General features: G+C 56.5%; 30 protein-coding genes, 1 other RNA gene and 1 pseudogene. 15 read left to right on the top strand and 17 right to left on the bottom strand.

The annotated features are described in order from the left end of the window. Nucleotides 1-3: 3 nt before the first annotated feature. Complete coding sequence (locus tag GNG27_RS20475) at nt 4-999, bottom strand: peptidase U32 family protein (protein ID WP_142487227.1); 996 nt, start codon at nt 997-999, stop codon at nt 4-6. Between the two features lie 221 nt (nt 1,000-1,220). On the opposite strand from GNG27_RS20475, the gene GNG27_RS20470 reads away from it, so the two are divergent. Both GNG27_RS20470 and GNG27_RS20465 read left to right on the top strand, forming a co-directional pair. Further along, complete coding sequence (locus GNG27_RS20470; RefSeq protein ID WP_142487226.1) at nt 1,221-1,745, top strand: SCP2 domain-containing protein; 525 nt, start codon at nt 1,221-1,223, stop codon at nt 1,743-1,745. After that, nucleotides 1,739-2,242 (top strand): GNAT family N-acetyltransferase, encoded by a 504-nt coding sequence (locus tag GNG27_RS20465; RefSeq protein WP_142487225.1) that lies wholly within the window; start codon nt 1,739-1,741, stop codon nt 2,240-2,242. The genes GNG27_RS20470 and GNG27_RS20465 overlap by 7 nt, the downstream gene beginning before the upstream one ends. Here the strand turns inward: GNG27_RS20465 and GNG27_RS20460 are convergent. Then, a pseudogene (locus GNG27_RS20460) lies at nt 2,229-2,569 on the bottom strand (GIY-YIG nuclease family protein). The gene GNG27_RS20465 and the pseudogene GNG27_RS20460 sit on opposite strands and share 14 nt — an antisense overlap. A 14-nt stretch (nt 2,570-2,583) precedes the next feature. On the opposite strand from GNG27_RS20460, the gene GNG27_RS20455 reads away from it, so the two are divergent. Then, nucleotides 2,584-3,012, top strand: a complete 429-nt coding sequence (locus tag GNG27_RS20455) for a YhbP family protein (RefSeq protein ID WP_156264713.1) — start codon at nt 2,584-2,586, stop codon at nt 3,010-3,012. Here GNG27_RS20455 and GNG27_RS20450 read toward each other — a convergent pair. Beyond that, complete coding sequence (locus tag GNG27_RS20450) at nt 2,998-3,516, bottom strand: type 1 glutamine amidotransferase domain-containing protein (RefSeq protein ID WP_156264712.1); 519 nt, start codon at nt 3,514-3,516, stop codon at nt 2,998-3,000. The genes GNG27_RS20455 and GNG27_RS20450 overlap by 15 nt on opposite strands. A gap of 126 nt (nt 3,517-3,642) precedes the next feature. On the opposite strand from GNG27_RS20450, the gene GNG27_RS20445 reads away from it, so the two are divergent. Further along, the gene (locus tag GNG27_RS20445) at nt 3,643-4,287 is read left to right on the top strand and encodes an NAD(P)H-binding protein (RefSeq protein WP_156264711.1); all 645 of its coding nucleotides are present in this window, start codon (nt 3,643-3,645) and stop codon (nt 4,285-4,287) included. Nucleotides 4,288-4,321: 34 nt separating this feature from the next. Here the strand turns inward: GNG27_RS20445 and dolP are convergent, their stop codons facing one another. The 4 genes from dolP to GNG27_RS20425 are packed head-to-tail and all read right to left on the bottom strand — an operon-like array spanning nt 4,322 to nt 7,962. After that, the gene (gene dolP / locus GNG27_RS20440) at nt 4,322-4,897 is read right to left on the bottom strand and encodes a division/outer membrane stress-associated lipid-binding lipoprotein (RefSeq protein WP_156264710.1); all 576 of its coding nucleotides are present in this window, start codon (nt 4,895-4,897) and stop codon (nt 4,322-4,324) included. Nucleotides 4,898-4,906: 9 nt separating this feature from the next. Continuing rightward, entirely contained in the window at nt 4,907-5,497 is a 591-nt protein-coding gene (gene diaA, locus GNG27_RS20435) for a DnaA initiator-associating protein DiaA (RefSeq protein WP_032614385.1), read from the bottom strand. 21 nt (nt 5,498-5,518) lie between these two features. Further along, nucleotides 5,519-5,914, bottom strand: a complete 396-nt coding sequence (locus tag GNG27_RS20430; protein ID WP_142487219.1) for a YraN family protein — start codon at nt 5,912-5,914, stop codon at nt 5,519-5,521. Further along, entirely contained in the window at nt 5,872-7,962 is a 2,091-nt protein-coding gene (locus GNG27_RS20425) for a penicillin-binding protein activator (protein WP_156264709.1), read from the bottom strand. Before GNG27_RS20425 ends, GNG27_RS20430 begins: the two co-directional genes overlap by 43 nt. 62 nt (nt 7,963-8,024) lie before the next feature. Here GNG27_RS20425 and rsmI point away from each other — a divergent pair, with 62 nt between their 5' ends. Together rsmI and GNG27_RS20415 are read left to right on the top strand one after the other, a co-directional pair. Further along, nucleotides 8,025-8,888: a 16S rRNA (cytidine(1402)-2'-O)-methyltransferase gene (gene rsmI, locus GNG27_RS20420; protein WP_156264708.1), complete on the top strand. Its 864-nt coding sequence runs from the start codon at nt 8,025-8,027 to the stop codon at nt 8,886-8,888. A 4-nt stretch (nt 8,889-8,892) separates the two neighbouring features. Then, nucleotides 8,893-9,873, top strand: coding sequence for a Fic family protein (locus GNG27_RS20415; protein WP_156264707.1), 981 nt, complete (start codon nt 8,893-8,895; stop codon nt 9,871-9,873). A gap of 88 nt (nt 9,874-9,961) precedes the next feature. Here GNG27_RS20415 and garD read toward each other — a convergent pair whose 3' ends face one another. After that, entirely contained in the window at nt 9,962-11,533 is a 1,572-nt protein-coding gene (gene garD / locus GNG27_RS20410; RefSeq protein ID WP_156264706.1) for a galactarate dehydratase, read from the bottom strand. A 415-nt stretch (nt 11,534-11,948) separates the two neighbouring features. On the opposite strand from garD, the gene garP reads away from it, so the two are divergent. The 8 genes from garP to GNG27_RS20370 all read left to right on the top strand — a co-directional run bounded on the left by garP (nt 11,949) and on the right by GNG27_RS20370 (nt 20,116). Then, nucleotides 11,949-13,283 carry a galactarate/glucarate/glycerate transporter GarP gene (gene garP / locus GNG27_RS20405; protein WP_142487215.1) on the top strand — a complete coding sequence of 445 codons (1,335 nt, stop codon included), beginning with the start codon at nt 11,949-11,951 and terminating at the stop codon, nt 13,281-13,283. 15 nt (nt 13,284-13,298) lie between these two features. Then, entirely contained in the window at nt 13,299-14,069 is a 771-nt protein-coding gene (garL, locus tag GNG27_RS20400; RefSeq protein ID WP_156264705.1) for a 2-dehydro-3-deoxyglucarate aldolase, read from the top strand. A gap of 31 nt (nt 14,070-14,100) precedes the next feature. Next, nucleotides 14,101-14,991, top strand: coding sequence for a 2-hydroxy-3-oxopropionate reductase (garR, locus tag GNG27_RS20395; RefSeq protein ID WP_156264704.1), 891 nt, complete (start codon nt 14,101-14,103; stop codon nt 14,989-14,991). A gap of 60 nt (nt 14,992-15,051) precedes the next feature. Next, nucleotides 15,052-16,197: a glycerate 2-kinase gene (gene garK / locus GNG27_RS20390; protein ID WP_142487212.1), complete on the top strand. Its 1,146-nt coding sequence runs from the start codon at nt 15,052-15,054 to the stop codon at nt 16,195-16,197. A 32-nt stretch (nt 16,198-16,229) separates the two neighbouring features. Continuing rightward, nucleotides 16,230-16,607: RNase P RNA component class A (gene rnpB, locus GNG27_RS20385), an RNA gene on the top strand. Between the two features lie 156 nt (nt 16,608-16,763). Next, nucleotides 16,764-17,174 carry a Spy/CpxP family protein refolding chaperone gene (locus GNG27_RS20380; RefSeq protein WP_142487211.1) on the top strand — a complete coding sequence of 137 codons (411 nt, stop codon included), beginning with the start codon at nt 16,764-16,766 and terminating at the stop codon, nt 17,172-17,174. Nucleotides 17,175-17,458: 284 nt separating this feature from the next. After that, a complete protein-coding gene (locus GNG27_RS20375) occupies nt 17,459-18,790 on the top strand; it encodes an amino acid permease (protein WP_156264703.1) in 1,332 nt (443 codons plus the stop codon). Nucleotides 18,791-18,811: 21 nt separating this feature from the next. Then, nucleotides 18,812-20,116, top strand: a complete 1,305-nt coding sequence (locus GNG27_RS20370; RefSeq protein ID WP_156264702.1) for a serine dehydratase subunit alpha family protein — start codon at nt 18,812-18,814, stop codon at nt 20,114-20,116. A gap of 38 nt (nt 20,117-20,154) precedes the next feature. Here GNG27_RS20370 and GNG27_RS20365 read toward each other — a convergent pair whose 3' ends face one another. Next, the gene (locus GNG27_RS20365; RefSeq protein ID WP_142487208.1) at nt 20,155-20,856 is read right to left on the bottom strand and encodes a pirin family protein; all 702 of its coding nucleotides are present in this window, start codon (nt 20,854-20,856) and stop codon (nt 20,155-20,157) included. Between the two features lie 105 nt (nt 20,857-20,961). On the opposite strand from GNG27_RS20365, the gene GNG27_RS20360 reads away from it, so the two are divergent. Continuing rightward, nucleotides 20,962-21,858 carry a LysR family transcriptional regulator gene (locus tag GNG27_RS20360; protein WP_106994774.1) on the top strand — a complete coding sequence of 299 codons (897 nt, stop codon included), beginning with the start codon at nt 20,962-20,964 and terminating at the stop codon, nt 21,856-21,858. A 39-nt stretch (nt 21,859-21,897) separates the two neighbouring features. Here GNG27_RS20360 and GNG27_RS20355 read toward each other — a convergent pair whose 3' ends face one another. The 8 genes from GNG27_RS20355 to mzrA all read right to left on the bottom strand — a co-directional run bounded on the left by GNG27_RS20355 (nt 21,898) and on the right by mzrA (nt 25,991). Further along, entirely contained in the window at nt 21,898-22,263 is a 366-nt protein-coding gene (locus GNG27_RS20355; RefSeq protein WP_142487207.1) for a DUF805 domain-containing protein, read from the bottom strand. 107 nt (nt 22,264-22,370) lie between these two features. Next, on the bottom strand, nt 22,371-23,357 hold the full coding sequence (locus GNG27_RS20350) for a glutathione S-transferase family protein (RefSeq protein WP_142487206.1): 987 nt from the start codon (nt 23,355-23,357) through the stop codon (nt 22,371-22,373). Nucleotides 23,358-23,422: 65 nt separating this feature from the next. Further along, complete coding sequence (locus GNG27_RS20345; RefSeq protein ID WP_181247303.1) at nt 23,423-23,815, bottom strand: DoxX family protein; 393 nt, start codon at nt 23,813-23,815, stop codon at nt 23,423-23,425. Between the two features lie 221 nt (nt 23,816-24,036). After that, on the bottom strand, nt 24,037-24,351 hold the full coding sequence (locus GNG27_RS20340) for a YqjK-like family protein (RefSeq protein ID WP_156264700.1): 315 nt from the start codon (nt 24,349-24,351) through the stop codon (nt 24,037-24,039). Further along, on the bottom strand, nt 24,348-24,746 hold the full coding sequence (locus GNG27_RS20335) for a phage holin family protein (protein WP_142487203.1): 399 nt from the start codon (nt 24,744-24,746) through the stop codon (nt 24,348-24,350). Before GNG27_RS20335 ends, GNG27_RS20340 begins: the two co-directional genes overlap by 4 nt. A 2-nt stretch (nt 24,747-24,748) precedes the next feature. Beyond that, a complete protein-coding gene (locus GNG27_RS20330) occupies nt 24,749-25,054 on the bottom strand; it encodes a YqjD family protein (protein WP_032614327.1) in 306 nt (101 codons plus the stop codon). A gap of 29 nt (nt 25,055-25,083) precedes the next feature. Beyond that, the gene (locus GNG27_RS20325) at nt 25,084-25,452 is read right to left on the bottom strand and encodes a DUF1090 domain-containing protein (RefSeq protein WP_156264699.1); all 369 of its coding nucleotides are present in this window, start codon (nt 25,450-25,452) and stop codon (nt 25,084-25,086) included. A 155-nt stretch (nt 25,453-25,607) separates the two neighbouring features. Next, nucleotides 25,608-25,991 carry an EnvZ/OmpR regulon moderator MzrA gene (mzrA, locus tag GNG27_RS20320; RefSeq protein ID WP_142487200.1) on the bottom strand — a complete coding sequence of 128 codons (384 nt, stop codon included), beginning with the start codon at nt 25,989-25,991 and terminating at the stop codon, nt 25,608-25,610. Nucleotide 25,992 lies beyond the last annotated feature (1 nt).

The following is a 25,992-nucleotide window of genomic DNA, read 5'->3' as shown; positions in this document are numbered from 1 at the left end:
ATCTCACTGCCATTTACGGTGATACGCGCCCAGCGTGGTCTGGGTACCTTCGGACATCGCGCCCAAGGTCTCCATCCATGCGGGCTGCGGTGCATATTGCTTCGGATCCGCCATGCAGCGATCGATCGCCTGGCGCCACACTTTTGCTACCTGGCTGACGTACGCCGGGCTGCGCTGGCGACCTTCGATTTTCACCGACGCGATATTGGCGGCCAGCAGCTCCGGCAGCAGCTCCAGGGTGTTAAGGCTGGTAGGCTCTTCCAGGGCATGATAGCGTTCGCCATCCACCAGATAGCGGCCTTTACACAGCGTCGGATAGCCGGCGTTCTCATCGTCCTGATAGCGGTCGATCAGCACCTCGTTCAGCCGTGATTCCAGCCCCTGCGGCGTTTGCTGCCAGCGCACAAAGCGAGCCGGAGAGCAGGCGCCCACGGTATTGGGAGATTCCCCGGTTAAGTAGGAGGAGAGGTAACAGCGTCCTTCGGCCATGATGCACAGGCTGCCAAAGGCAAAAACTTCCAGCGGAACTGGCGTGACGCGAGCCAGTTGCTTAACCTGATGAATAGAAAGCACGCGCGGCAGCACCACGCGCGCCACGTCAAAGTGACGATGGTAAAAGCGTATGGCCTCTTCGTTGGTGGCCGATGCCTGAACCGAGACATGGCGCTCAATATGGGGATAGCGTTCGGCGGCATACTCCAGCATGGCGAGGTCGGCAAGGATCAGCGCGTCGGCACCCAGCTGTGCCGCCATATCCACCGCGCGCTGCCAGCGTTGATAGCCGTCGGGGTGAGCAAAGGTATTAATAGCGATATGCAGCTTGCGGCGGTGCTGGTGCACGAAGCTCACCGCTTCCTGCAGCTTTTTCTCGGTAAAATTGAGACCAGCGAAGTGACGGGCATTGGTATCGTCCTTCAGCCCGATATAAACCGCATCGGCGCCGTTTTCGATGGCCGCCTTAAGCGCCGGTAGATTTCCAGCAGGGCAGAGCAGCTCCATAATTTATCCTGACGTTCGCAGCCCCATGGGGATGCAAAATTGTTATCGAACAGCGATTTTAATTAACCATCAGGCGACAATTTTTGATTTAAGGCAGCTAATGGCGTATTGATGGCACCAATAATGGATTACGCCGGACGCCACTTTGTTGATTTACGCCGCTATACCCACGACTGGATATGGCAAAATATCAGGACTATAGATATCAGGGAGTATTGCTCGTGCTGGATAAACTGCGTTCACGTCTCGTACAATTTGGCCCGTCGCTGCTGAGCGTGCCGGTGAAACTGGCGCCCTTCGCGCTAAAGCGCCAGGTGCTGGAGCAGGTGCTAAGCTGGCAATTCCGTCAGGCGCTGGCGGAAGGCGAGCTGGCGTTTCTGGAAGGGCGCTGGTTAAGTATCGAGGTGCGGGATATCGGCCTGCGCTGGTATACCTCCGTTGAAAATGAACAGCTGGTGGTACGCGAATCCGCAGAGGCGGATGTCAGCTTCAGCGCCGACGCCAGCGATCTGCTGATGATCGCGGCGCGTAAACAGGATCCCGACACGCTCTTTTTCCAGCGCCGTCTGGTGATTGAAGGCGATACCGAGTTAGGTCTGTATGTCAAAAACCTGATGGATGCCATCGAGCTGGAGCAGATGCCAAAGCCGCTGCGCGTGGCGCTGCTGCAACTGGCCGATTTTGTCGAGGCGGGTTTGAAAACTCCGCCGGAGAGTAAACACACTTCTGTAGGTGAGCCATGTTGATTCGAGTAGAGATTGGGATCGATGCGCCGGGTATCGATGCCTTATTACGCCGGACCTTCGAAGGGGACGGAGAGGCGCAGCTGGTTCAGGACCTTCGTGAAGATGGCCTGATTACCCTGGGCCTGGTGGCTACCGACGATGAGGGGCAGGTGGTGGGCTACGTCGCCTTTAGCCCGGTCACCGTGCAGGGTGAAGAGCTGCAGTGGGTTGGCATGGCGCCGCTGGCGGTGGATGAAAACTACCGCGGACAAGGCCTGGCGCGTCAGCTGGTCTATGAAGGGCTGGATTCGCTCAATGAGTTTGGCTATGCCGCCGTGGTGACGCTGGGCGATCCGGCGTTCTACAGCCGTTTAGGCTTCGAGAAAGCCGCTCATTACGATCTGCGCTGCCGCTGGCCGGGCACCGAGTCGGCCTTCCAGCTGCACGGTCTGGCTGATGATGCGCTTAACGGCGTCAGCGGCCTGGTCGAATACCACGACCACTTTAATCGCTTTTAATTAGCGGCGTTTGCAGGCTCTCGCGCAGCGCCTCAAACGTTCCATCTCCGCTGACGAGGCGCTCTTTCTGGCGCTTCGTCAGCTGTTTGATCCGGTACTCCAGCCTCAGCGCCAGCGAGCGATCCCCCACGACGGCGGAAAATGCCAGCGTCAGCTCCCCTTTGCCGCGTAACGCCTTCGCCCCTTTTCCGGTTTGATGTTGCAGGAAGCGACGCGGGACATCGGTAGTAATGCCCGTATAGAGCGCATTATCAGCGGTTCGAACAAGATAGAGAAACCAGCACACGGCGAAAGATTCAGTATGTTAAGGTGAACGCACCTTAGCACGAGAGAGAAGCGAAATGGAAACTCTGGCCGCCATCAACCGCTGGCTGGCGAAGCAGCATGTCGTCACCTGGTGTGTTCACCATGAGGATGAGCTGTGGTGCGCAAATGCCTTTTACTATTACGACCCCCAGCGCGTGGCCTTTTACGTTTTAAGCGAAGATAAAACCCGCCATGCGCAGATGAGCGGCAAGCAGGCCAAAGTAGCGGGCACCGTCAACGGGCAGCCGAAAACCGTGGCGTTGATCCGCGGGGTGCAGTTTAAAGGGGAGATCCGTCGTCTGGAGGGGAAGGAAAGCGACGCGATGCGTAAGCACTATCTTCGTCGCTTTCCGGTTGCCGCGGCCATGCCAGCTCCGGTATGGGAGATCCGCCTGGATGAACTCAAGTTCACTGACAACACCTTAGGCTTTGGTAAAAAACATCACTGGCTACGCGCCGAGTAAGCGCAGCGCCTCACGATTAAAGGCGATAAGATCTTCCGGTGTCCGGCTGGTGACCAGCTGATCCTTATCGACCACCACCTCCTGATCGTAAAAATCCGCCCCCGCATTTTTGAGATCGATGGCAATCGATTTTACGCCCGTCAGTTTGCGGCCGCGCACCACTTCGGCGCTGATCAACAGCTGCGGGCCGTGGCAGATGGCAAATACCGGTTTGCCGGAAGCGACAAAATCACGGGTAAAGGTCACGAAGCGCGAGTCGCTGCGCAGCGAGTCCGGGGAGTGGCCGCCGGGCAGCAGCAGAGCATCAAAGTCTGCGGGCCGTACCTCGTCAATGGCCTTATCAATAGGAACGCTGGCTTCGCCTTTGTGGCCTTTCACCGTTTTCCCCGCCTGTTTTTCGATTGTGATCACCTCATGCCCCGCTTTGCGAAACGCCTCGGCAGGCGAGGTGAACTCTGAATCTTCAAACTCGTCGGTGATCAAGACTGCAATTTTCTTGCTCATGTTTCCTCCGTTGTTTTGGCTTCAGACAGCTTTTTCTTCGCTTGTGGTAGATACTTAGCGATGAGACTACTAAGTGTGGTTGAGGGATGTGAAATCGCATACGGACTAATCTGCAAAGGAGGAGTCATGAGTCAGGTTTTAATTACCGGTGCGACCGGCCTGGTGGGCGGGCACCTGCTGCGGATGCTTATTCAGGAGCGGAAGATCAACTATATCGCCGCCCCGACGCGTCGCCCGCTGGGCGATATTGAAGGGGTGTTTAATCCGCACGATCCGCAGCTGACCGATGCGCTGGCCCAGGTTCAGGATCCGGTGGACACCGTCTTTTGCTGTCTGGGCACCACGCGGCGTGAGGCGGGCAGCAAAGAGGCCTTTATCCATGCCGACTACACTCTGGTGGTGGATACGGCCCTGACCGGCAAACGGCTCGGAGCGAAGCATCTGTTGGTGGTCAGCGCGATGGGCGCTAACGCGCACTCGCCGTTCTTCTACAACAAGGTTAAAGGCAAGATGGAAGAGGCCCTGATCGCCCAGAAGTGGGAGCGGCTGACCATCGTGCGTCCGTCGATGCTGCTGGGGGAGCGGGAGAAGCATCGCTTCAGCGAATCGCTGTTTGCACCGCTGTTCAGCCTGTTGCCCGGCAATCTGAAGTCAATAGACGCACGGGATGTGGCGCAGGTGATGCTGCAGGAGGCGCTTGGGGCGTCACCGGCTGGTGTCAATATTATTTCGTCAGCGAAGCTCAGGGAGATGGCGCAGGGCGAGGGGTAATGGCCCTCTGCCGATGGCAGAGGGCAGGAGAGAACTACTTCAGGTAGGTAAAGGCGGTGGTAACGTGCTTGACGCCGCTCACCCGGCTGGCGATATCCGCCGCCGCTTTCCCTTCACGATCGGTTACCAGGCCGAGCAGGAACACTTCGCCGTTCTCGGTGGTCACTTTCACGTTAGACGATTTCACCTGATCGCTGCCCAACAGCTGGGAGCGCACTTTGGTGGTGATCCAGGTATCGTTGGATGCATCGCCCAGGCCAATCGGCTGGCCCTGACGCACCTCGTTAAACACCTCGGTTGTGCCCTCTACGCCCATGGCGATCTGCTTCGCGCGGGCAGCAAGTTCGGTGTTCGGTGCCTGGCCTGCCAGCAGCACTTTGCCCTGGTAAGCCGTGACGTTGATGCGCGCTTCTTTCTTGATCTGCTGGTCTTTGGACAAGGCGCTGTTCACGCGCAGTTCCAGGGTGCTGTCATCCACCTGTGTGCCCACGGAACGCGGGTCAGTCGCGGCTTTAGTGCCTACTGCGGCAGTACCCACTACCGCTGCAGCCACACATCCCTGAAGCAGCAGCGCAGAAATAAGGACTGCGAGGGGCGAAAATGCCTTCATGTATACTCCTTAATCATCCTGGTGAGGGAAAAGCGTGTTATCGATCAGATCGCATAAACAGTTCACCGTCAGCATGTGCATCTCCTGAATGCGCGCGCTGCGGTGGGAAGGAATACGGATCTCAACATCATGAGGACCTAACAGCCCCGCCAGCTCGCCGCCATCGTAACCGGTCAGGGCGACGATGGTCATATCGCGCGTGACGGCGGCTTCAACGGCCTTGACGATGTCGCGGCTGTTGCCGCGCGTAGAGATCGCCAGCAGCACATCACCGGCATGCCCTAACGCACGCACCTGTTTGGCATAGATCTCATCATGGAGACGATCGTTAGCAATCGCCGTTAAGACCACGTTATCGGTATTAAGTGCAATGGCAGGTAAACTGGGGCGCTCTGTCTCAAAACGATTGATCATACTGGCAGCAAAATGCTGTGCGTTGGCGGCCGAGGTGCCGTTGCCACAACAGAGGATTTTGTTGCCGTTGAGCAGGGATTGTACCAGCGTCATCGCCGCACGGGAGATGGCGTCCGGCAGCGCTTCTGCCGCTGCGATCTGAGTCTGAATGCTTTCGGTGAAGCACACCTTAATTCTTTCGAGCACGATATCCCTTAACGATCTGATTTACGCGTCTGCGCCGAAGGCGTTTTTGAACCATTCGATGGCGTTTCCGGTGAAGGCTACCACATCGAACCGGCAATCCACAGTATCAAAGCTGCCATTATGCCGGACAAGCCACAACTGGGCGGTGAGTAATAATTTTTGTTGCTTGGCCCGGGTCACGCTGGCAGCGGCACCGCCATAGCGGGCTGACTGGCGGTAGCGCACCTCAATGAACACGATGGTCGGGCCGTCCTGCATGATAAGGTCAATTTCACCGCCGCGGACGCGAACGTTGGCGGCGATAAAGCGCAGTCCTTTGCGCTCAAGCCAGCGACGCGCCTGAAGCTCGCGCGCGTCGCCGGTCTGTTTGCGGGTTAACTCGCCGGAACGATCTGTCCCTGCTGGTATTTGAGCCATGATAACTTCCTGTTAATCACGCAGTCCTGAGTGGCGGTGAGATCGCCGGTATTGCCGTTAAGGGTGAAGCCTGGCACCTGGCGCATCTGGGTGAAATGGTTCGCCAGCGCCCATGCGTCCACGCCCATGGCATACAGACGCGCCAGCGAGTAGTCGTTACGTACGCTGCTCAGCGCCTGCTGCATTAGCGCCGGGTTGGCGCCTGCCAGCATTGGAATTTCGCTGTACTGCAGGCCCTCCATCTCAAGACGGAAGTCCGGGCCGGCGGTGCCCTGCGCGCTGCGCGAGCTGGCATACAGCGACACGCCAGCCTGGCTGCCGTTACGCATGGCGATCATCGGTTTGATAAAGGCGATCTCTTCCGGGGTGGCAACGATGTAAGCCGCATCGACATTGCCGCCGCCGCTAATCTGCGCGTCCGTTGGCGGTGCCGGGATGGTCAGGCCACCAATCGTCACGCCCTGCTGCTGCGGCAGGCTGGAGGTGACCGGGCTACCGGTCAGAGCAATACCTGCCCCGCCGTTAACGCCTGCACGCAGTTCAGAGCTTGAGCCAAACTTCTGCTGCAGAACAATGCCGCCGCCCAGCTGCTGCCACTCCTCGGCAAAGGCGGTGGCGACGCGATCGCCCAGCTGGCTGCGTGGGATCAACAGCAGAGGAGCCTGCTTACCTTGCTCGTGGATATGGCGCGCGGCATCGCGAGCTTCGTCTTCTGGCGACAGGGCGAAGTAGCAGACGTTAGGGAGATTCTGTACCTGCTCCGGCTGGTTCAGCGCCAGCACGTTCAGCGAGGTATTGCTCTTCATCAGCTCTTCGACGTTGTTTTTCAGCAGCGGGCCTACCACGATGCTGGCGCCATCCTGCTGGACCTGGTTCAGCACCTGGTCGAGCGGCTGGGTGCTGGTGTCATACACCTTCACCTCGGCGGCCGGGTTGGCGATAGCCGTGGTCTGAGGGGCTTGTGCGGTGACAGGGGGCTGCATTGGATCCGGTACGGTGTTATCCGGCGCGGTGACGGGCTGGGTGGTTTCAGGGGCCTGGACCGGCTCCTGCATCGTACCTTCCTGGGCGATGACAGGTTGGGCCGTGGTCAGATCGTTGGTTTCGGCACTGGACGGGCTCACCACATCGCCGGCGTTGGCAGCCTGGGCGACCTGGGCAGGGATGGCGCTACCGGTGACGGCCGCCGTGCCATTTCTCGCTGCGTCAAAACCTTGCTGGATAGTGCGGCCAAAGACGGCGGCCTGGCCACCCAGCGGCAACAGTAGCGCGATTTTGCTGGTGGAGGCGGGCTTGAAGTTCTGCACATTGACCAGCTGCGTTGGCAGCATGGTCGCCCCCGGGTTGTTCGGGTAGCGGGTCTGCCAGTCTTTGATCCCGGCTTTCAACATATTGGGATCGTTGCGGTTATCGAACCAGACGCGCTGCAGATCCAGCCAGCCCTGCAGGATATTTTCGTCGGCATTGATCACCAGCGCATTGGCCTGATCGGGATTCATGGCGGAGAGCGCCTGCCAGGTGGCATCGATATTTTTCTGTTTTTCGGCGGCGGCGAGCAGCGGCTCCTGGGCAATCAGCGCCCGCAGCAGCGTCAGGGAAGGGCGCCCCTGTTCCGCGGCAATACCGGCCTGCCAGAAACGTGCCTGCTGGTTTTTATCGAGCGTGCTGAGGTCGATATTCCCGAGGATCTTCTTCGCTCCGGCAACGTCGTTCTGCGCAATTTTCAGTTCAGCGGCCAGCAGTGACTGCTCGCGGCGCTGGGTGTCGCTCAAATCCTGCGGCAACTGATTAAACAGATCGGCGGCATGCTGGGTTTTACCCTCTTTCAGCAGTGCACGAATGGCGAGTAATTGCCAGTTGATCCGGGTATCATCTGAGCTCTGCTCCATCTGGTGCAGATAAAAGCCGGAGTCAGCCTGCGCTGTACCCTCCATATGGGCAGCACTTTGATCGGGCGCCTGGGTACCGCAGCCAGCAAAGAACAGGGCTGCCAGCACCAGCGGAAGGCTGCGCGTGACTTTATTATGAAGAAACGTTAAGGGTACCATACTGTATCCAGTGATATTTTTTACGCAATGCTCAATATTAAATCGGCAATACGGATGAAACAATGAAACAACACGAAACGGCAGATAATTCTCAGGGTCAGCTTTATATTGTACCTACTCCTATCGGGAATTTATCTGATATTACCCAACGTGCGCTCACCGTGTTGCAAAGCGTTGATCTTATTGCGGCTGAAGATACCCGCCACACGGGTCTGCTCCTGCAACATTTCGCGATTAACGCCCGCCTGTTTGCCCTGCACGATCATAACGAGCAACAAAAAGCCGAAACGCTGGTGGCTAAGCTGAAAGAGGGGCAGAACATCGCCCTGGTATCCGATGCCGGTACGCCGCTGATCAACGACCCAGGGTATCACCTGGTCCGCACCTGCCGCGAAGCCGGTATTCGCGTAGTACCGCTGCCGGGGCCCTGTGCCGCCATTGCCGCGCTCAGCGCGGCGGGGCTGCCGTCGGACCGTTTCTGCTATGAGGGTTTCCTGCCCGCCAAATCCAAAGGCCGTCGCGACGTGCTGAAGGCGCTGGAAGCCGAACCCCGCACCCTGATCTTCTACGAATCCACCCACCGTCTGCTGGAGAGCCTGGAGGACATGGTGGCGGTCTGGGGCGAAGCCCGTTACGTAGTGCTGGCGCGTGAGCTGACTAAAACCTGGGAGACCATCCACGGCCTGCCGGTGGGCGAGCTGCTGGCCTGGGTTAAAGAGGACGAAAACCGCCGCAAGGGCGAAATGGTGCTGATTGTCGAAGGGCACAAAGCGACAGAAGACGCGCTGCCTGCCGATGCGCTGCGCACGCTTGTGCTGTTGCAGGCCGAGCTGCCGCTGAAAAAAGCGGCCGCGCTGGCGGCGGAGATCCACGGCGTGAAAAAGAACGCGCTGTATAAGTACGCCCTGGAGCAGCAGGGGGAGTAACCTGGTGAGCCGTTATCAACCCCCTTTTACGATTACCTCTGCAATCCTAAATCTGGTGGTTGAGACGGGAGAATTGCTGGGGCATTGGGCTGCGTATACGGGGCGAGCTTCACCTCTGCTGCGCAAAGAGAACCGTATTCGTACCATCCAGGCGTCGTTAGCCATTGAACATAATTCGCTGACTACCGGGCAGGTTACAGCAATTATGGATGGAAAGCGGGTATTGGCCCCGGCAAAAGATATTCAGGAAGTCAGGAACGCCATCCAGGCCTATGAGCATCTGAATATCTGGCAAGCCAGTCGTCTGAAAGATTTGTTAAGTGCTCATCGGTTGTTGATGAAGGGACTTATAGATGACCCCGGGCAACTGCGTCGGGGGGATGTCGGGATCTACCGTGGTAACCAACTGGTGCATATGGCGCCTCCTGCGTCTCAGGTCCCTCGTCTGGTGGATGAGCTGCTTGGCTGGCTGAGTATAACAGACCTGCACCCGCTGATAGCCAGCTCCGTATTCCACTATGAATTTGAATTTATCCATCCATTTGCCGACGGCAATGGCCGTATGGGGCGCCTCTGGCAGACTCTTATTCTCAGTCAGTGGCGTGCCGAACTGGCCTGGCTGCCCGTAGAAACGCTGATCCACTTTCAGCAAGAGCGGTACTACGCCATCCTTGGGCAGTGTGACAAAGCCAGCGACTGCACGGCTTTTGTGGAATTCATGCTACGGAATCTTGCCGATGCGCTGCGTGAAAGCATCTCGTCGCCACATACAATGTCGGAAAGAATGTCGGAACAAATGTCGGAAAAAGAGGATACCATCCTGCAACTTCTGATTGCCCAACCAAAGATGACTGCTTCCACCCTGGCCTCAATGCTTGGAGTGACCTCCCGTACGGTAGAACGCTATCTCAGTGCGTTACAAAGCAAGGGTAAGGTACAACGAGTCGGTGCCAGAAAAGGAGGATACTGGCAGGTCTTAAGATAGCCTGCCCGTGTCCCGCCTGACGATAATCAGAACCAAAGGCAAAAAAAAAGCATGGCCGGAGCCATGCTAAAAGAGGTTTACTGCAAACTCAGGTCACAGGTGCCGGGTTAAATACCGCCAGCTGATTGTGTAATCCCCACTGATCGGAGAAGGTTTTCTTGCGGCCGCTGGCCACGTCGAGAATGAAGTGGAACAGCTTCCAGCCCACGTCCTCAATGCTCTCTTCGCCGGTGGCGATGGTGCCCGCGTTGATATCCATCAGATCAAACCAACGGTTAGCCAGTTCGGTACGGGTCGCCATTTTAATGACCGGAACCGCCATCAGGCCGTACGGGGTGCCGCGCCCGGTAGTGAACACCTGCACGGTGATCCCGGAGGCTACCTGTTGGGTGCCGCAGACGAAATCGCTGGCCGGCGTGGCGGCATAGATCAGGCCGCGTTTGGTTGGGCGCTGGCCCGGGGAGAGCACCTCGACAATGGCGCTCTGGCCCGATTTGGCGATAGAGCCCAGGGCTTTTTCCACCACGTTCGCCAGGCCGCCTTTCTTGTTGCCCGGGGAGGGGTTAGCGCTGCGGTCGGTTTTGCCCATGTCGAGATAGTTATCGTACCAGGCCATCTCTTCCAGCAGGCGTTTGCCTACCTCTTCGTTGATGGCGCGTGGGGTGAGCAGGTGGATCGCATCGCGCACTTCGGTGACTTCCGAGAACATTACCGTTGCGCCGCAGCGCACCAGCAGATCCGAGGCATAGCCCACGGCCGGGTTAGCGGTTACGCCGGAGAAGGCGTCGCTGCCGCCGCACTGCATACCCACCACCAGCTCAGAGGCCGGGCAGGTTTCACGCTTGCGCTGATTCAGTTTTGCCAGATGGCGCTCTGCAACCTGCAGAATATCATCGACCATCGAACGGAAACCGACGTGCTGCTCGTCCTGCAAACGCACGATGCTGGCGCTATCCACCGGGATAGCCTGGGTATCCTCGGTACCCTGCAGCAGTTTTTCAGGCACGAGTTTTTCGCAGCCAAGGCCCACCACCATCACTTCGCCGCCGAAGTTCGGGTTGAGGGCAATATTGTGGATGGTGCGGATCGGCACAATGGCCGCCGGGGCGTTGATCGCCACGCCGCAGCCGTACAGGTGGTTCAGACCGACCACGCCGTCAACGTTCGGGTATTTTGGCAGCAGGTCGCGCTCGATGATCTTCACTACAAAATCGACAACCCCCGCCACGCAGTGCACGCTGGTGCTGATGCCGAGCAGGTTTTTGGTGCCGACGCTGCCGTCTGCATTGCGATAGCCTTCGAAGGTGTAGCCTTCCAGGGCTGGCATTGGCTCCGGCACGCGGGTCGCCAGCGGCAGGGTGTTCAGCGGCGGTGCTTCCGGCAGGGCTACCAGCGACTCGTCAATCCAGCTGCCCTGCGGGATCGCCCGCACGGCATAGCCAATGACTTCGCCATAGCGCACGATTTCGCCCTGCGCCGGGATATCGACCAGCGCCACTTTATGGCCCTGCGGAATATGCTCGATCAGTTCAAGCCCGTCAGGGAAACGCGTTCCGGCTTTTAACCCCTGATCGTTAACAATAATCGCCACGTTATCGGTGTCGTGCACCTTAATATAAAACGCGCCCGGCGACGTTTGTCGAATTTCGATGTCGGCCATTGTCCAGTATTCTCCAGCGAGTGGGGGATAATTAATTCGTAAAAGAGTACGTGTATTTTCTTGTTATCGGAAATAAAGACTCTGCTCAGTGGAATAAAGAATGTCAGGCGCAGGGAATTAAAAACGTGATCGCGATCACTCATTTTTGACCTTAGCCTGTGCATAAGGGGGGCAATAGCGAAATCTGTGCATCAGCGCCCAGGATGTTGTGCATATGCTCAAAATAATATTCACAGGACCTTATATAATTGAGCGGTTACACAATGCGCGTCCTGGGGTGGTTGATTATACTCATTAACGATTTCATGGTATCGGATTAATTATCCGTATTTGCCTGCCATTACTGAAATAATCAGGAATGCCTCTTTCTTAAAATAATAAAAATAATTTCGCTGATGTGCCAGAGGAAATAAAAATGTTGCTGGATACTACCGTTGAAACAAAAAAGGGTGCCCCAACCCGCTATTTAATATTGCTCATTATATTTATTGTAACCGCGGTCAATTACGCCGACCGCGCCACGCTCTCTATTGCCGGTACGGAAGTCGCCAAAGAGCTCCAGTTGAGCGCCGTGTCGATGGGCTACATCTTCTCCGCCTTCGGCTGGGCCTACCTGCTGATGCAGATCCCCGGCGGCTGGCTGCTGGATAAGTTCGGTTCGAAAAAGGTTTATACGTACAGCCTGTTCTTCTGGTCGCTGTTCACCTTTATGCAGGGCTTTGTCGATTTCTTCCCGCTGGCATGGGCGGGCATCTCGATGTTCTTTATGCGCTTTATGCTCGGCTTCTCCGAGGCGCCGTCCTTCCCGGCCAATGCCCGTATCGTGGCGGCCTGGTTCCCGACCAAAGAACGCGGTACGGCCTCTGCCATCTTTAACTCTGCACAATATTTCTCGCTGGCGCTGTTCTCCCCTCTGCTCGGTTGGCTGACCTTCGCCTGGGGCTGGGAACATGTCTTTACCGTGATGGGGGTGATTGGTTTTGTCCTGACCGGGATGTGGGTGAAGTTTATCCACAACCCAACCGACCACCCACGCATGACCGCGGAAGAGCTGAAGTTCATTAAGGACGGCGGCGCGGTGGTCGACATGGATCATAAAAAGCCGGGCGACAAAGCGGCCAGCGGTCCGAAGCTGCATTACATCAAACAGTTATTGTCCAACCGCATGATGCTGGGCGTGTTTTTCGGGCAATACTTTATCAACACCATCACCTGGTTCTTCCTCACCTGGTTCCCGATTTACCTGGTGCAGGAGAAGGGGATGTCGATTCTGAAGGTGGGTCTGGTGGCTTCCATTCCGGCGCTGTGCGGTTTTGCCGGTGGCGTGCTGGGCGGGGTGTTCTCGGATCACCTGATTAAGAAAGGCAAGTCGATTACCCTGGCGCGTAAGCTGCCGATTGTGCTGGGCATGCTGCTGGCCTCCTCAATCATTCTGTGCAACTACACCAATAACACCGCGCTGGTGGTAGCCCTGATGGCGCTGGCCTTCTTCGGTAAAGGGTTTGGTGCCCTGGGCTGGCCGGTGATTTCCGATACCGCACCAAAAGAGATTGTTGGGCTGTGTGGTGGTGTGTTTAACGTCTTTGGCAACGTAGCGTCAATTGTCACTCCGCTGGTGATTGGCTATCTGGTCAGTGAACTGCATTCGTTCAACGCGGCACTGGTATTCGTAGGCTGTTCCGCGCTGATGGCGATGTTCTGCTACCTGTTCGTAGTGGGTGACATCAAACGTATGGAATTGCAGAAATAAGCAAAGGTATAAGCGATGAGTAACGATATTTTCCCGAACAAATTTAAAGCGGCCCTCGCGGCACATCAGATTCAGATCGGCTGCTGGTCGGCGCTGGCAAGCCCAATCAGCACCGAAGTGCTGGGGCTGGCAGGTTTTGACTGGCTCGTACTCGACGGTGAACATGCTCCGAACGACGTCACCACCTTTATCCCGCAGCTGATGGCGCTGAAAGGCAGCCACAGTGCGCCGGTGGTACGTGTCCCGACCAATGAGCCGGTGATCATCAAACGCCTGCTGGATATTGGCTTCTACAACTTCCTGATCCCGTTTGTGGAAAACGTCGAAGAGGCTGTGCAGGCGGTGGCGTCCACCCGTTATCCGCCAGAAGGCATTCGCGGCGTGTCGGTCTCCCATCGCGCCAATATGTTTGGCACCGTGCCGGACTACTTCGTCCAGTCGAACAAAAACATCACCATCCTGGTGCAGATTGAGAGCCAGCAGGGCGTGGACAACGTCGATGCGATCGCCGCCACTGACGGCGTCGACGGCATCTTCGTCGGCCCAAGCGACCTGGCGGCCGCCTTTGGTCATCTGGGGAATGCGAATCACCCGGAAGTCCAGCGCGCCATTCAGCATATCTTTGCCCGCGCCAAAGCGCACGGTAAGCCGTGCGGCATCCTGGCGCCGGTCGAGGCAGATGCGCGCCGTTACCTGGAATGGGGCGCGACTTTTGTTGCCGTTGGCAGCGACCTCGGCGTGTTCCGCTCCGCGACTCAGAAGTTAGCGGATTCCTTCAAGAAATAATCACCACCACTGAATAAAGAGAGACGCAATTATGACACTGAAAGTTGGTTTTATTGGCCTGGGTATCATGGGTAAACCAATGAGTAAAAACCTCATCAAAGCAGGTTACTCACTGGTGGTTGCTGACCGTAACCCGGAAGCCATTGCCGAAGTGATTGCCGCAGGCGCAGAGACCGCTACCACGGCAAAGGCGATTGCTGAGCAGTGCGATGTGATCATCACCATGCTGCCAAACTCCCCACACGTGAAAGAGGTGGCGCTGGGCGAAGGCGGCATTATTGAAGGGGCCAAACCGGGCACCGTGCTGATCGACATGAGCTCCATTGCACCGCTGGCCAGCCGTGAAATCAGCGACGCGCTGAAAGCGAAAGGCATCGACATGCTGGATGCGCCGGTGAGCGGCGGCGAGCCAAAAGCCATCGACGGCACCCTCTCTGTAATGGTGGGCGGCGACAAGGCGATTTTCGACAAATATTACGATCTGCTGAAAGCGATGGCCGGCTCCGTGGTGCACACCGGTGAGATTGGCGCAGGTAACGTCACCAAGCTGGCAAACCAGGTGATTGTGGCCCTGAACATCGCGGCGATGTCCGAAGCCCTGACCCTGGCGACCAAAGCGGGCGTTAACCCGGATCTGGTGTATCAGGCGATCCGCGGCGGCCTGGCGGGCAGCACCGTGCTGGATGCTAAAGCACCGATGGTGATGGATCGTAACTTCAAGCCTGGCTTCCGTATCGATCTGCACATCAAGGATCTGGCCAACGCCCTGGACACCTCCCACGGCGTGGGTGCCCAGCTGCCGCTGACTGCGGCGGTGATGGAGATGATGCAGGCCCTGCGTGCCGACGGGCTGGGGACAGCTGACCACAGCGCCATTGCCTGCTATTACGAAAAACTGGCGAAAGTGGAAGTCTCTCGCTAACAAAGACGGGCGCGGGAACGCGCCCGCTATTTTTGCCTTAAGCGGTAACAGGCTATAACTATGAAAATCGTAATCGCCCCTGACTCTTACAAAGAAAGCCTGTCTGCCACCGAGGTAGCGCGGGCGATAGAAAAAGGCTTTCGGGAGATCTTTCCCGATGCAGAGTATGTTTCGGTTCCCGTGGCGGATGGCGGGGAAGGAACGGTTGAAGCGATGATTGCCGCCACCAACGGCACGATGCAGCACGCGGTGGTGACGGGACCACTGGGCGAAAGCGTTAACGCCTGCTGGGGGATCTCCGGCGATGGCGTGACGGCGTTTATTGAGATGGCAGCGGCAAGCGGACTGGCTCTGGTTCCTCCGGCCCAGCGCAACCCGTTGATTACCACCTCCCGCGGCACGGGCGAGCTGATCCTCGCCGCACTCGATAAAGGTGCGCGCAATATTATTATCGGGATTGGCGGCAGTGCCACCAACGACGGCGGCGCCGGAATGGTGCAGGCGCTGGGTGCAAAACTGACTGACGCCAACGGCACCGATATCGGCCACGGCGGCGGCAGCCTGATGGCGCTGAACAATATTGATATTTCGACGCTCGATCCGCGCCTGAAAACCTGCGCGATCCGGGTGGCCTGTGATGTGAGCAATCCGCTGATCGGCGAGCAGGGCGCATCCCGCATCTTTGGCCCGCAGAAAGGGGCCACGGAAGCCACTATCCTGGAGCTCGATAACAATCTTTCCCACTACGCCGATGTGATACATACCGCACTGCGTATTGATGTCAAAAATGTCCCTGGCGCGGGTGCGGCTGGCGGCATGGGCGCTGCGCTGATGGCGTTCCTCGGTGCGGAGCTGAAGAGCGGCATCGAAATCGTCACCCAGGCGTTGAATCTCGAAGAGCATATTCATGACTGCACCTGGGTGGTGACGGGTGAAGGTCGTCTGGACAGTCAAAGCATTCACGGCAAAGTGCCGGTAGGCGTGGCGCGCGTCGCCAGCAAGTATCATAAGCCGGTGATCGGTATTGCCGGCAGCCTGACCAGCGATGTCGGCATTGTGCACCAGTACGGTATCGACGCGGTGTTCAGCGTCCTGACCAGCATCAGCACTCTCGAAGAGGCATTCCGCGGCGCGTTTGACAATATTTATCGCGCTTCGCGCAATATTGCCGCCACCCTGCGGGTCGGGATGCTCACCGAAGGGTGACAGCGGGGCGCAAACCCTCTATACTGCGCGCCGAAGCTGACCAGACAGTCGCCGCTTCGTCGTCGTCCCCTTCGGGGGAGACGGGCGGAGGGGAGGAAAGTCCGGGCTCCATAGGGCAGGGTGCCAGGTAACGCCTGGGGGGGAAACCCACGACCAGTGCAACAGAGAGTAAACCGCCGATGGCCCACGCAAGTGGGATCAGGTAAGGGTGAAAGGGTGCGGTAAGAGCGCACCGCGCGGCTGGTAACAGTCCGTGGCACGGTAAACTCCACCCGGAGCAAGGCCAAATAGGGGTTCACATGGTACGGCCCGTACTGAACCCGGGTAGGCTGCTTGAGCCAGTGAGCGATTGCTGGCCTAGATGAATGACTGTTCAACGACAGAACCCGGCTTATCGGTCAGCTTCACCATTTTCAAACAAAAACCCGCTTCGGCGGGTTTTTGCTTTCTGCATTCTCTGCCGGTTCTTACATACAAAATTGTTTATATACTTCATCACAGATCGACATCCGTAATTGAAAAATACTCCCGGGGTTCTTCCCTGACAGATAATTAAGGATTGTGAGATGAAAAAGATTTTCCGCATCGCGCTGATGACGGCAGCCCTGACGGGTGTTATGGGTGTGGCGCAGGCAGCAGAGGTCGCCACCGCGCCCGCGCCGACGCAGGATCCGATCGTACAGCAGCTGAAACTCAGCAGTGAGCAGACCACGAAAATCAAGGCCCTGCACCAGCAGCTGGAAGATAACGTCGCTAAGATCTCAACCGACAACGTGAAAAATGGCACTCTGATTAACGTCATCCAGTCAGGCAAGTGGGATGAAAAAGCGGTCAAAGATCAGCTGGCGGCGTTCAGCCGTATTGAAGAGCAGGCGCGTTACTACCGCGTGAAATATTACTTCGATGTGAGCCAGGTGCTGACTCCTGAACAGCGCGCCGAGGTCCGCTCGCAAATCGCTCAGGCGATGACCCAATAAGCGACTCGCCCCTGACAAGAGAGCATCAACCCGCGCCTGTCGCGGGTTTTTTATTTCTTGAAGTGCATCACAATGAGAAAATAGCCTCTCTTCTCATTTTATAAAGAGTATTTTTTTCTCTGAATCGGCAAAGTCCACATTAATGTTGTGACTTTTTTCTCTTCCTCTCCCGGTATGATTTTTCCATTCAAATAACAAACACCTGCACCTCTCTGAATCATTATCGCTGATGAGCAGATACCCATAAAAATAACTGTCTACCCTACAAAATAAGCGAGAGCCTAATGGATACGGCGACAAACAGCAGCGTGATTGTGAACGACTCCCCGGCGGCAAGACGGGCAGGAATGAGTGAAAGTGAATGGCAGGAAGCGATTAAATTCGACAGTACCGATACCGGTTGGGTCATCATGAGTATCGGGATGGCCATTGGCGCGGGCATTGTTTTTCTCCCGGTGCAGGTTGGCCTGATGGGACTGTGGGTTTTTCTGCTGTCCTCGATTATCGGTTATCCGGCCATGTACCTGTTTCAGCGGTTATTTATTAACACCCTGGCGGAATCACCGGAGTGCAAAGACTACCCGAGCGTGATTAGCGGCTATTTAGGCAAAAACTGGGGCATCTTATTAGGAGCGCTCTATTTCGTGATGCTGGTTATCTGGATGTTCGTTTACTCCACGGCGATCACCAATGACAGCGCATCCTATCTGCATACCTTCGGCGTGACCGACGGCCTGCTGTCAGAGAACCCGCTCTATGGTTTGTTTCTGATCTGTATTCTGGTGGCAATCTCCTCGCGCGGCGAAAAGCTCTTGTTTAAAGTTTCCAGCCTGATGGTGCTTACCAAATTGCTGGTGGTGGCTGCGTTAGGATTATCGATGATCGGCATGTGGCATCTGTATAACGTCGGGACGTTACCGCCGGTGGGGCTGTTGATTAAAAACGCCATTATTACACTGCCCTTTACCTTAACCTCCATTCTGTTTATTCAGACGCTCAGCCCGATGGTGATCTCCTACCGCTCACGTTCGAAATCGATTGAAGTGGCGCGGCATAAAGCCCTGCGGGCGATGAATATCGCGTTTGGCATTCTGTTTGTGACCGTCTTTTTCTACGCGGTTTCTTTTACCCTTGCGATGGGGCATGACGAAGCGGTTAAGGCCTATGAGCAAAATATCTCTGCCCTGGCGATTGCCGCGCAGTTTATCAGCGGTGACGGCGCGGGTTGGGTCAAAATCGTCAGCGTGGTGCTGAATATCTTCGCAGTCATGACGGCATTCTTTGGTGTCTATCTCGGCTTTCGTGAAGCCACTCAGGGCATCGTCATGAACATCCTGCGTCGCAAATTGCCAGCGGAAAAAATCAATGAACGTACCGTACAGCGCGGCATTATGCTCTTCGCCATTCTGCTTGCCTGGAGCGCCATCGTATTAAACGCGCCGGTGCTGAGCTTCACCTCTATCTGCAGCCCCATTTTCGGCATGGTGGGCTGCTTAATTCCGGCGTGGCTGGTCTACAAGGTCCCTGCGCTGCACAAATACAAAGGCGTGTCGCTGGTGATCATTATCATTACCGGGCTGCTGCTTTGTGTTTCTCCTTTCCTCGCATTTTCGTGAGGCGCAATGAAGGTCGTAACGATGTCTGAGCAAATGAATCCTTTGTGGAACCTGTTTATTCACGCGGTGCAGGAAGAGGTAAAACCTGCGCTGGGATGTACGGAGCCTGTTTCGCTGGCGCTGGCCTGTGCTATAGCGGCTAAGCAGTTGAGTGGTGAAATTACACAAATAGAAGCGTGGGTTTCACCGAATTTAATGAAAAATGGACTGGGTGTGACGGTGCCAGGCACCGGAATGGTGGGGCTACCGATTGCTGCCGCGCTGGGGGCTATCGGTGGCAATGCCCAGGGCGGGCTGGAGGTGTTAAAAGATGCCTCCGCAGAGGCCGTCGCCCGAGCGAAAGCGTTACTTAAGGCTGGAAAGGTGCAGGTGAAGTTGCAGGATCCCTGCGACGAGATTCTCTATTCCCGTGCACGTGTTTATGCCGGGGATAAATCGGCAAGCGTCACCATTGCAGGCGGTCATACCCGGGTTGTGCAGATCGATTGTCAGGGTAAAACCTGTTTCAGGCTCGATGAGCAACCGCAGGGGGGTACTGACGATCCGCTGGCGATGCTTTCGCGCGCCACGCTGTCGCAGATCCTCGAGTTTATTGAGCATGTGCCGTTCCCGGCGATCCGTTTTATTCTGCAGGCGGCGCGTCTGAACGATGCGTTATCCCGGGAAGGATTATCCGGCAAATGGGGGTTACATATCGGCGCGACCTTGCATAAACAGCAGGCGACCGGTTTTTTTGCCCGGGATCTTGGCTCGGAAATTGTGATCCGCACCAGTGCCGCGTCGGATGCCCGCATGGGCGGTGCGACGCTGCCCGCCATGAGCAATTCCGGATCGGGTAATCAGGGGATTACTGCCACCATGCCGGTAGTGGTGGTCGCTGAGCATGTTCAGGCTGATGACGAAAAACTGGCGCGGGCGCTGATGCTTTCGCACCTGTCGGCGATTTATATCCACTATCAGCTTCCTCGGCTGTCGGCTCTGTGTGCGGCAACCACGGCAGCCATGGGGGCAGCGGCAGGTATGGCATGGCTACTGGATGGCCGTTATAACGCTATCGCGATGGCGATAAGCAGTATGATTGGTGATGTCAGCGGGATGATCTGTGATGGTGCGTCTAACAGCTGTGCGATGAAGGTCTCGACCAGCGTAAGCTGCGCCTGGAAGTCGGTGATGATGGCGCTGGATGACTCTGCTGTTACCGGCAACGAAGGGATTGTGGCGCATGATGTCGAACAGTCTATCGCCAATCTCTGCTCACTGGCATGCCGCTCAATGCAGGCGACCGACCGGCAGATTATCGAAATAATGGCGCAAAAGGTGTCCTGAAATGATGCCCCTCTCTCCTTGCGGAGCGAGGGGCCGTCTTACACCGGCAAATCAATCAGCAGCGCCCGCAGGGGCGTATCGGCCACCAAGGTGATATTCGCCTCGTCGCGGATAAACGCCCCATCCCCGCAGGTCAGCGCTTCCCGCTCTTCGGCTGGCGTTAACGCATGAACCGTGCCATGAATGGACTGCAGATAGGCGCGCGGGCCATGCAGCTGGAAGCTCAGGCGCTCCCCTTTATTCAGCTCGATATGATGCACCCACACCTGCTGGCGTAACTGCAGGCTGCCTGCGCTGCCGTCGGGCGAGGCCAGCAGCTGCTGCTTCCCTTCCAGCAGATCGATCTTCTGGAGCGGCGGGTTTTCACGCTCCGGGCAGGCATCCAGCCACAGCTGCATCCGCGTCAGCGTCTTATCTTTGCTGAGGTTGTGCTCGCTATAGCTAATGCCTGGCTGAGTGGCTATCAGCAATGCTTCACCGGCTTTCGCCTGGACATGGTTGCCCTCGCTGTCGCGATACTCTGCTTCGCCTTCAAGAATCAGGTTCAGGATATCCACTTTTGGATAGGTACGCGGCTGAAACGAGGCCCCGGGTGCGAGTACCTCCTGATTCAGTACGCGCAAAGAGGCATAGCCCAGCAGCTTCGGGTCAAAGTAGTGTCCAAAGGAAAAGGTGTAGCGGGCCTGCAGCCAACCGAAATCGGCTTGTCCGCACTGTTTGGCTGTTCTTGTCGTAATCATAAAACTTGACCTCTCTTTACACTAAAACAATGGTAAAGGTATGGACGCTGCATTGTTAGCCAGATATTCTGCCCGGTATGTTCAAATTTACTGAATGAGAACGCCATGGCTAAAGAGAGAGCATTGACCCTTGAAGCACTGCGGGTGATGGACGCGATCGATCGACGCGGTAGCTTCGCCGCAGCAGCGGATGAACTGGGGCGCGTGCCATCTGCCCTGAGCTATACCATGCAGAAGCTGGAAGAAGAGCTGGATGTGGTGCTGTTTGACCGCTCCGGTCACCGAACAAAATTCACCAACGTCGGGCGAATGTTGCTGGAGCGCGGTCGCGTACTGCTGGAAGCGGCGGATAAACTGACCACCGACGCTGAAGCCCTGGCCCGCGGCTGGGAAACGCACCTGACGCTGGTCACCGAGGCCCTGGTGCCCACCACTGCGCTCTACCCGCTGGTGGATCGCCTGGCGGATAAAGCCAATACCCAGCTGTCGATTATCACCGAGGTACTCGCCGGGGCGTGGGAGCGTCTGGAGCAGGGACGGGCCGATATCGTCATCGCCCCGGACATGCACTTCCGCTCTTCGTCCGAAATCAACTCCCGCAAGCTCTATAAAGTGTTGAACGTCTACGTCGCAGCACCGGATCATCCGATCCACCAGGAGCCGGAGCCGCTCTCCGAAGTGACCCGCGTGAAGTACCGCGGCGTGGCGGTGGCGGATACTGCCCGCGAGCGCCCGGTATTAACTGTCCAGCTGCTCGATAAACAGCCGCGTCTCACCGTCAGTACCCTGGAAGATAAGCGTCAGGCGCTGCTGGCCGGGCTGGGCGTGGCCACTATGCCGTATCCCTTTGTGGAAAAAGATATTGCCGAAGGACGGCTGCGGGTTGTCAGCCCGGAGTACACCAGTGAAGTGGATATCATAATGGCGTGGCGACGTGACAGCATGGGCGAAGCCAAATCCTGGTGTCTGCGCGAGATCCAGAAGCTGTTTACCCAGAAGTAATCTGAAGGCCCGGCAGGCGCAGCGCCGCCGGGCAATCCATCAGTTGTTTAGCAGCGGATCCGGCCCAAAACGGTTTTCACCTACCGTTCCGCGCTGGCAGTTGAAGATCAAAATAATTATCCAGCCGAGCACCGGGATCAGTACCAGCAGCAGCCACCATGCCGACCTGTCGGTATCGTGCAGTCGGCGAAACAGTACCGCCCACCCCGGCAGAAACACCAGCAGGCCATATACCGTGGTGAGAATGCCCTCGCCGCCAGCCCGCTCCCAGCCCAGCATTTTGTCGATGAGACCCAGGACGCAGATCAGAATGAAGTTCACCAGAATAAACATCCAGTATTCTTTGCGCCGGGCGCGCCCTTTAAACCCAATATAATTTCGCAGTACTTTTAGATACCAGTCCATTTGTTGTGGCCTCAGTAGCAATTAATCACTTGTTTTCTAAGGGTTCAAATAAAGCATAGACGGGAATAAAAGAGGGGTAAAGGGCGCCAGAAAAGCGCCCCTGAGGCTTAGTCGAAGCGAGCGTCGCGGCCGTGCGGTTCAGTCAGATCCTGCCACGGGCCGATGGAAATAATGCCCGTCGGATTAATGGTTTTGTGGCTGCGGTAATAGTGGTTACGGATATGGTCAAAATCGACCGTCTCTGCAATTCCCGGCATCTGATAGATGTCGCGCAGGAAACCGTACAAATTGAGGTAATCGCTGATCCGGCGTTTATCGCACTTAAAGTGGGTCACGTAAACCGGATCGAAGCGAACCAGAGTGGTCCACAGGCGAATATCGGCTTCGGTCAGCTGGTTACCGGTCAGATAGCGGTGCTGACCCAGGATTTGCTCCAGACGCTCCAGTGACGCAAAGACGTTATTCACGGCTTCGTCATAGGCTTCCTGGCTGGTAGCAAACCCGGCCTTATAGACGCCGTTATTGACGTTGTCGTAGATCCAGCTATTCAGGTCATCAATTTTATCGCGCAGCGCCGGCGGATAAAAATCGCCCGCCCGGGCGCCGTGAGCATCAAACGCGGTGTTCAGCATGCGGATGATCTCCGCCGATTCATTGCTGACAATGGTCTGATTTTTCTTGTCCCACAGTACCGGAACGGTTACCCGGCCGGTGTAGTGCGGGTCGGCGCGCAGGTAAAGCTGATAGAGAAAATCGTGGTGATAGAGTGAATCGCCGGTGGCCGCCGGGAAATCGCTGCCGAAGGTCCAGCCATTTTCCAGCATCAACGGATGCACCACCGAGACGGGGATCAGCGTCTCCAGCCCCTTCAGGGCGCGGACGATCAGCGTGCGGTGTGCCCACGGGCAGGCAAGCGAGACATAGAGATGGTAACGATCTTTCTCTGCCGCAAAGCCGCCTTCGCCGCTCGGGCCAGGCGCGCCGTCGGCGGTAAGCCAGTTACGGAAGGCCGAAACGGAGCGCTTAAAACGCCCTCCGGTGGATTTGGTGTCATACCAGGTATCCTGCCAGACGCCGTCTACGAGTTGTCCCATCTTTTCCTCCTTAGATAGCAAAAGCGAGGAGATATCTCCTCGCTTTTTGATTCAGTATAGCGTGCTTACCACTTCTTATTCAGAACGCGGTCGATGCTGTATGCACCCGGGCCGGTGATGGCCAGCAGCAGGAAACCGCCTGCGATGGTCAGGTTTTTCATGAACATCAGGGAGTTCACGCCTTCCGCAAAGTTGCTGTGGAACAGGAACGCCGTCAGCAGGGTGAAGCCTGCGGTAAACAGTGCCGTAGTGCGGGTCAGGAAACCGAACAGGATCGCCAGACCACCCCCAAACTCAAGCAGAATGGTCAGCGGCAGCAGGAACCCCGGAACGCCCATCGCTTCCATATACTGTTGCGTACCGGCGTAGCCACCGATTTTGCCCCAGCCTGCGGTAATAAACAGGATTGGCATCAGGATACGCGCAACCAGTACACCAACATCTTCTAATTTTTTCATCTTACTCTCCAGGGAACCACTTGGGCTATAAATACTATTTAGTGTGCAAAATCGGGCGGATGCCGCGGTCTCGCTGTCGATGGAGAGAATCATAAACGGGGTGAATGGGGATTGTTAGCAAGGAAAACTGTCAATCTTTTTCAAAGATATTGAGCAAGGCGGGACGGCACAAAAAAGTAAAGCGCCAGAAGGCGCTTTACCGGGTGAGGCAGAGGACAACGTCAGCGTGCGTCGGATTTGCGTAACTGCTGCTGATTAATCGTCGATTTCACCAGCTTCCAGGCACTCCAGATACCGAAACCGCGGCGCGCCCAGCGGATCAGCATGTTCGGATGTCGGACTGCCCGCACCGCCATAATGCTGCTCGCCACCAGCGCCCAGGCGCGGAGGCTCAGGAAGGTATTCCAGCCACGGTCGTAAGCGTGGGTCGCTTCCAGCCAGTCGCGGCTGCCTGCTGACAGATCAATCCGCTGCTGCTGGATCTGGCTTAGCAAAAATGCCTTCTCTCGCTGACGTTCTGATCTGCTTCTGCTCACTTTTTCTCATCCTCCAGCAATGACCGGTCGTTAGCCAGTTCCTTACGGGTATGGTGCAACAGGGTCGAGTGGCGCACCTTGCGCATCGTCCATATTCCGCCTATCAGAGCGGCGAGCAGCAGTACCACGGTTGTGCCAATCATCACATTGAGGCGGTATTGCGGATCGACTGCCCAAATAATTAATACCATAAGGCTCATCAGGCCAAACGCGGCGAAGAGCATGGTCAACCCCAACATCAGTAGCAGCTGGAAGATGTTTGCTTTCTCTTCTTCCAGTTCAACCACTGCCAGACGGATACGCGTCTCCGCGATGCCGACGAGAGTGGTTAAAATCCGCTGTCCGATACCGAGGACGTTTTTTGCGGGCCCTTGTGGTTGACGTGAATCTTCCATAATTAACGTCGCGTAAGGAGCATGCCGATGACGACGCCAACCGCAGCACCGATACCTACCCCGGCCCACGGATTTTCACGTACGTACTCATCGGCGCGCGCAGCGGCTTCACGGGTCTGTTTCGCCAGCACATCGCTGGTTTCGCCCAGACGGTAACGGCTCTCATGCAGGGCCTGCTCCGCTTTATTGCGCAGTTTACTCAGCTCTTCTTTCGACTTACTGCTCGAGGAGCTCAGCACCTCTTCCAGGGTATCCGCCAGGGACTTCAGTTCAGCGCGTAAATGGTCTGACGTAGTATCTTTTGACATGATTCTCTCCTGTTAAGATGTCCATTAAATCAGTAATCGCGAGACTCCAGCGCTTTCAGCTCGTTCTGCGCCTCCAGCAGCTTATGCTCACGTTTTGTAATCTTGTCCGCATCGCCTTTCTCTTTTGCCTCCGCCAGATCCTGGCGGCGTTCAGCAATCTCCTCTTTCTGATCGGCAATTTTGCGCTGATAATCGGCACGCAGCTTGCTGTCTGAACAGTTAGCTTTAACTTCGCTAAGGGCCTTCTGCAGCCCGTTGATTCGACTCTGATTGTTATGCTTTTCAGCGTAGCTGATCTCGCGTTGAATGTCCTTTTCCTTCTCCTGACACAGAGAAGACGCGAATGATGCTGCGCTTAAAGAAAAAAGGGCGAGGCCCAGGGCGATGCGGTAATTCATTATGAAAACCTTCCATTGTTTTTCGACATAACCTGCGGGAATGTCGATTTCCAGAGTTGTGCGGAGTACGAGTGGGAGGTGCTCCGCGTACTTAAGCATAGTAAGTAAACGGTGATATCACCAAAGTGAGTGAAAAGATTCAGAATAGTGGAAATTTAGCCTAACAGGCGCGAGGTATCACGCAGACGCGTCAGCCAGGCGGACGCCTGATTACCCTCATCCTGTTGGGCAATGATATAACCGTGCGGCAGGCTTCGGTCGAGCACCTTCTTCGCTGCGGCGCTCTGCACGCTGGAGTCGAAGGTGATCAGCAGCACGTCATTCTGTGGGGTAATGCTCTTGAACTGAATGCCGTTCGCATCCAGATGGTGCCAGATGGAGAAGCCATCTGGCATGCTGGTGCCCTGATTAACGGAGCGGATCGCCAGCGTTGATTCCTGCTTTTGCAGCGCCGTCCAGGCCAGCAGCAAGGCGCTGAACATCATCAGCGCAACCATGGCGTAAGAGAGACGGCGCAGTGACGGGGTTGAATTGCTCATT

The organism is Leclercia sp. 119287 (genome assembly GCF_009734485.1).
Lineage (GTDB): Bacteria > Pseudomonadota > Gammaproteobacteria > Enterobacterales > Enterobacteriaceae > Enterobacter > Enterobacter adecarboxylatus_C.
Note: the sequence above shows the minus strand (reverse complement) of the source record. Positions and strands in the feature narration are given on the sequence as shown.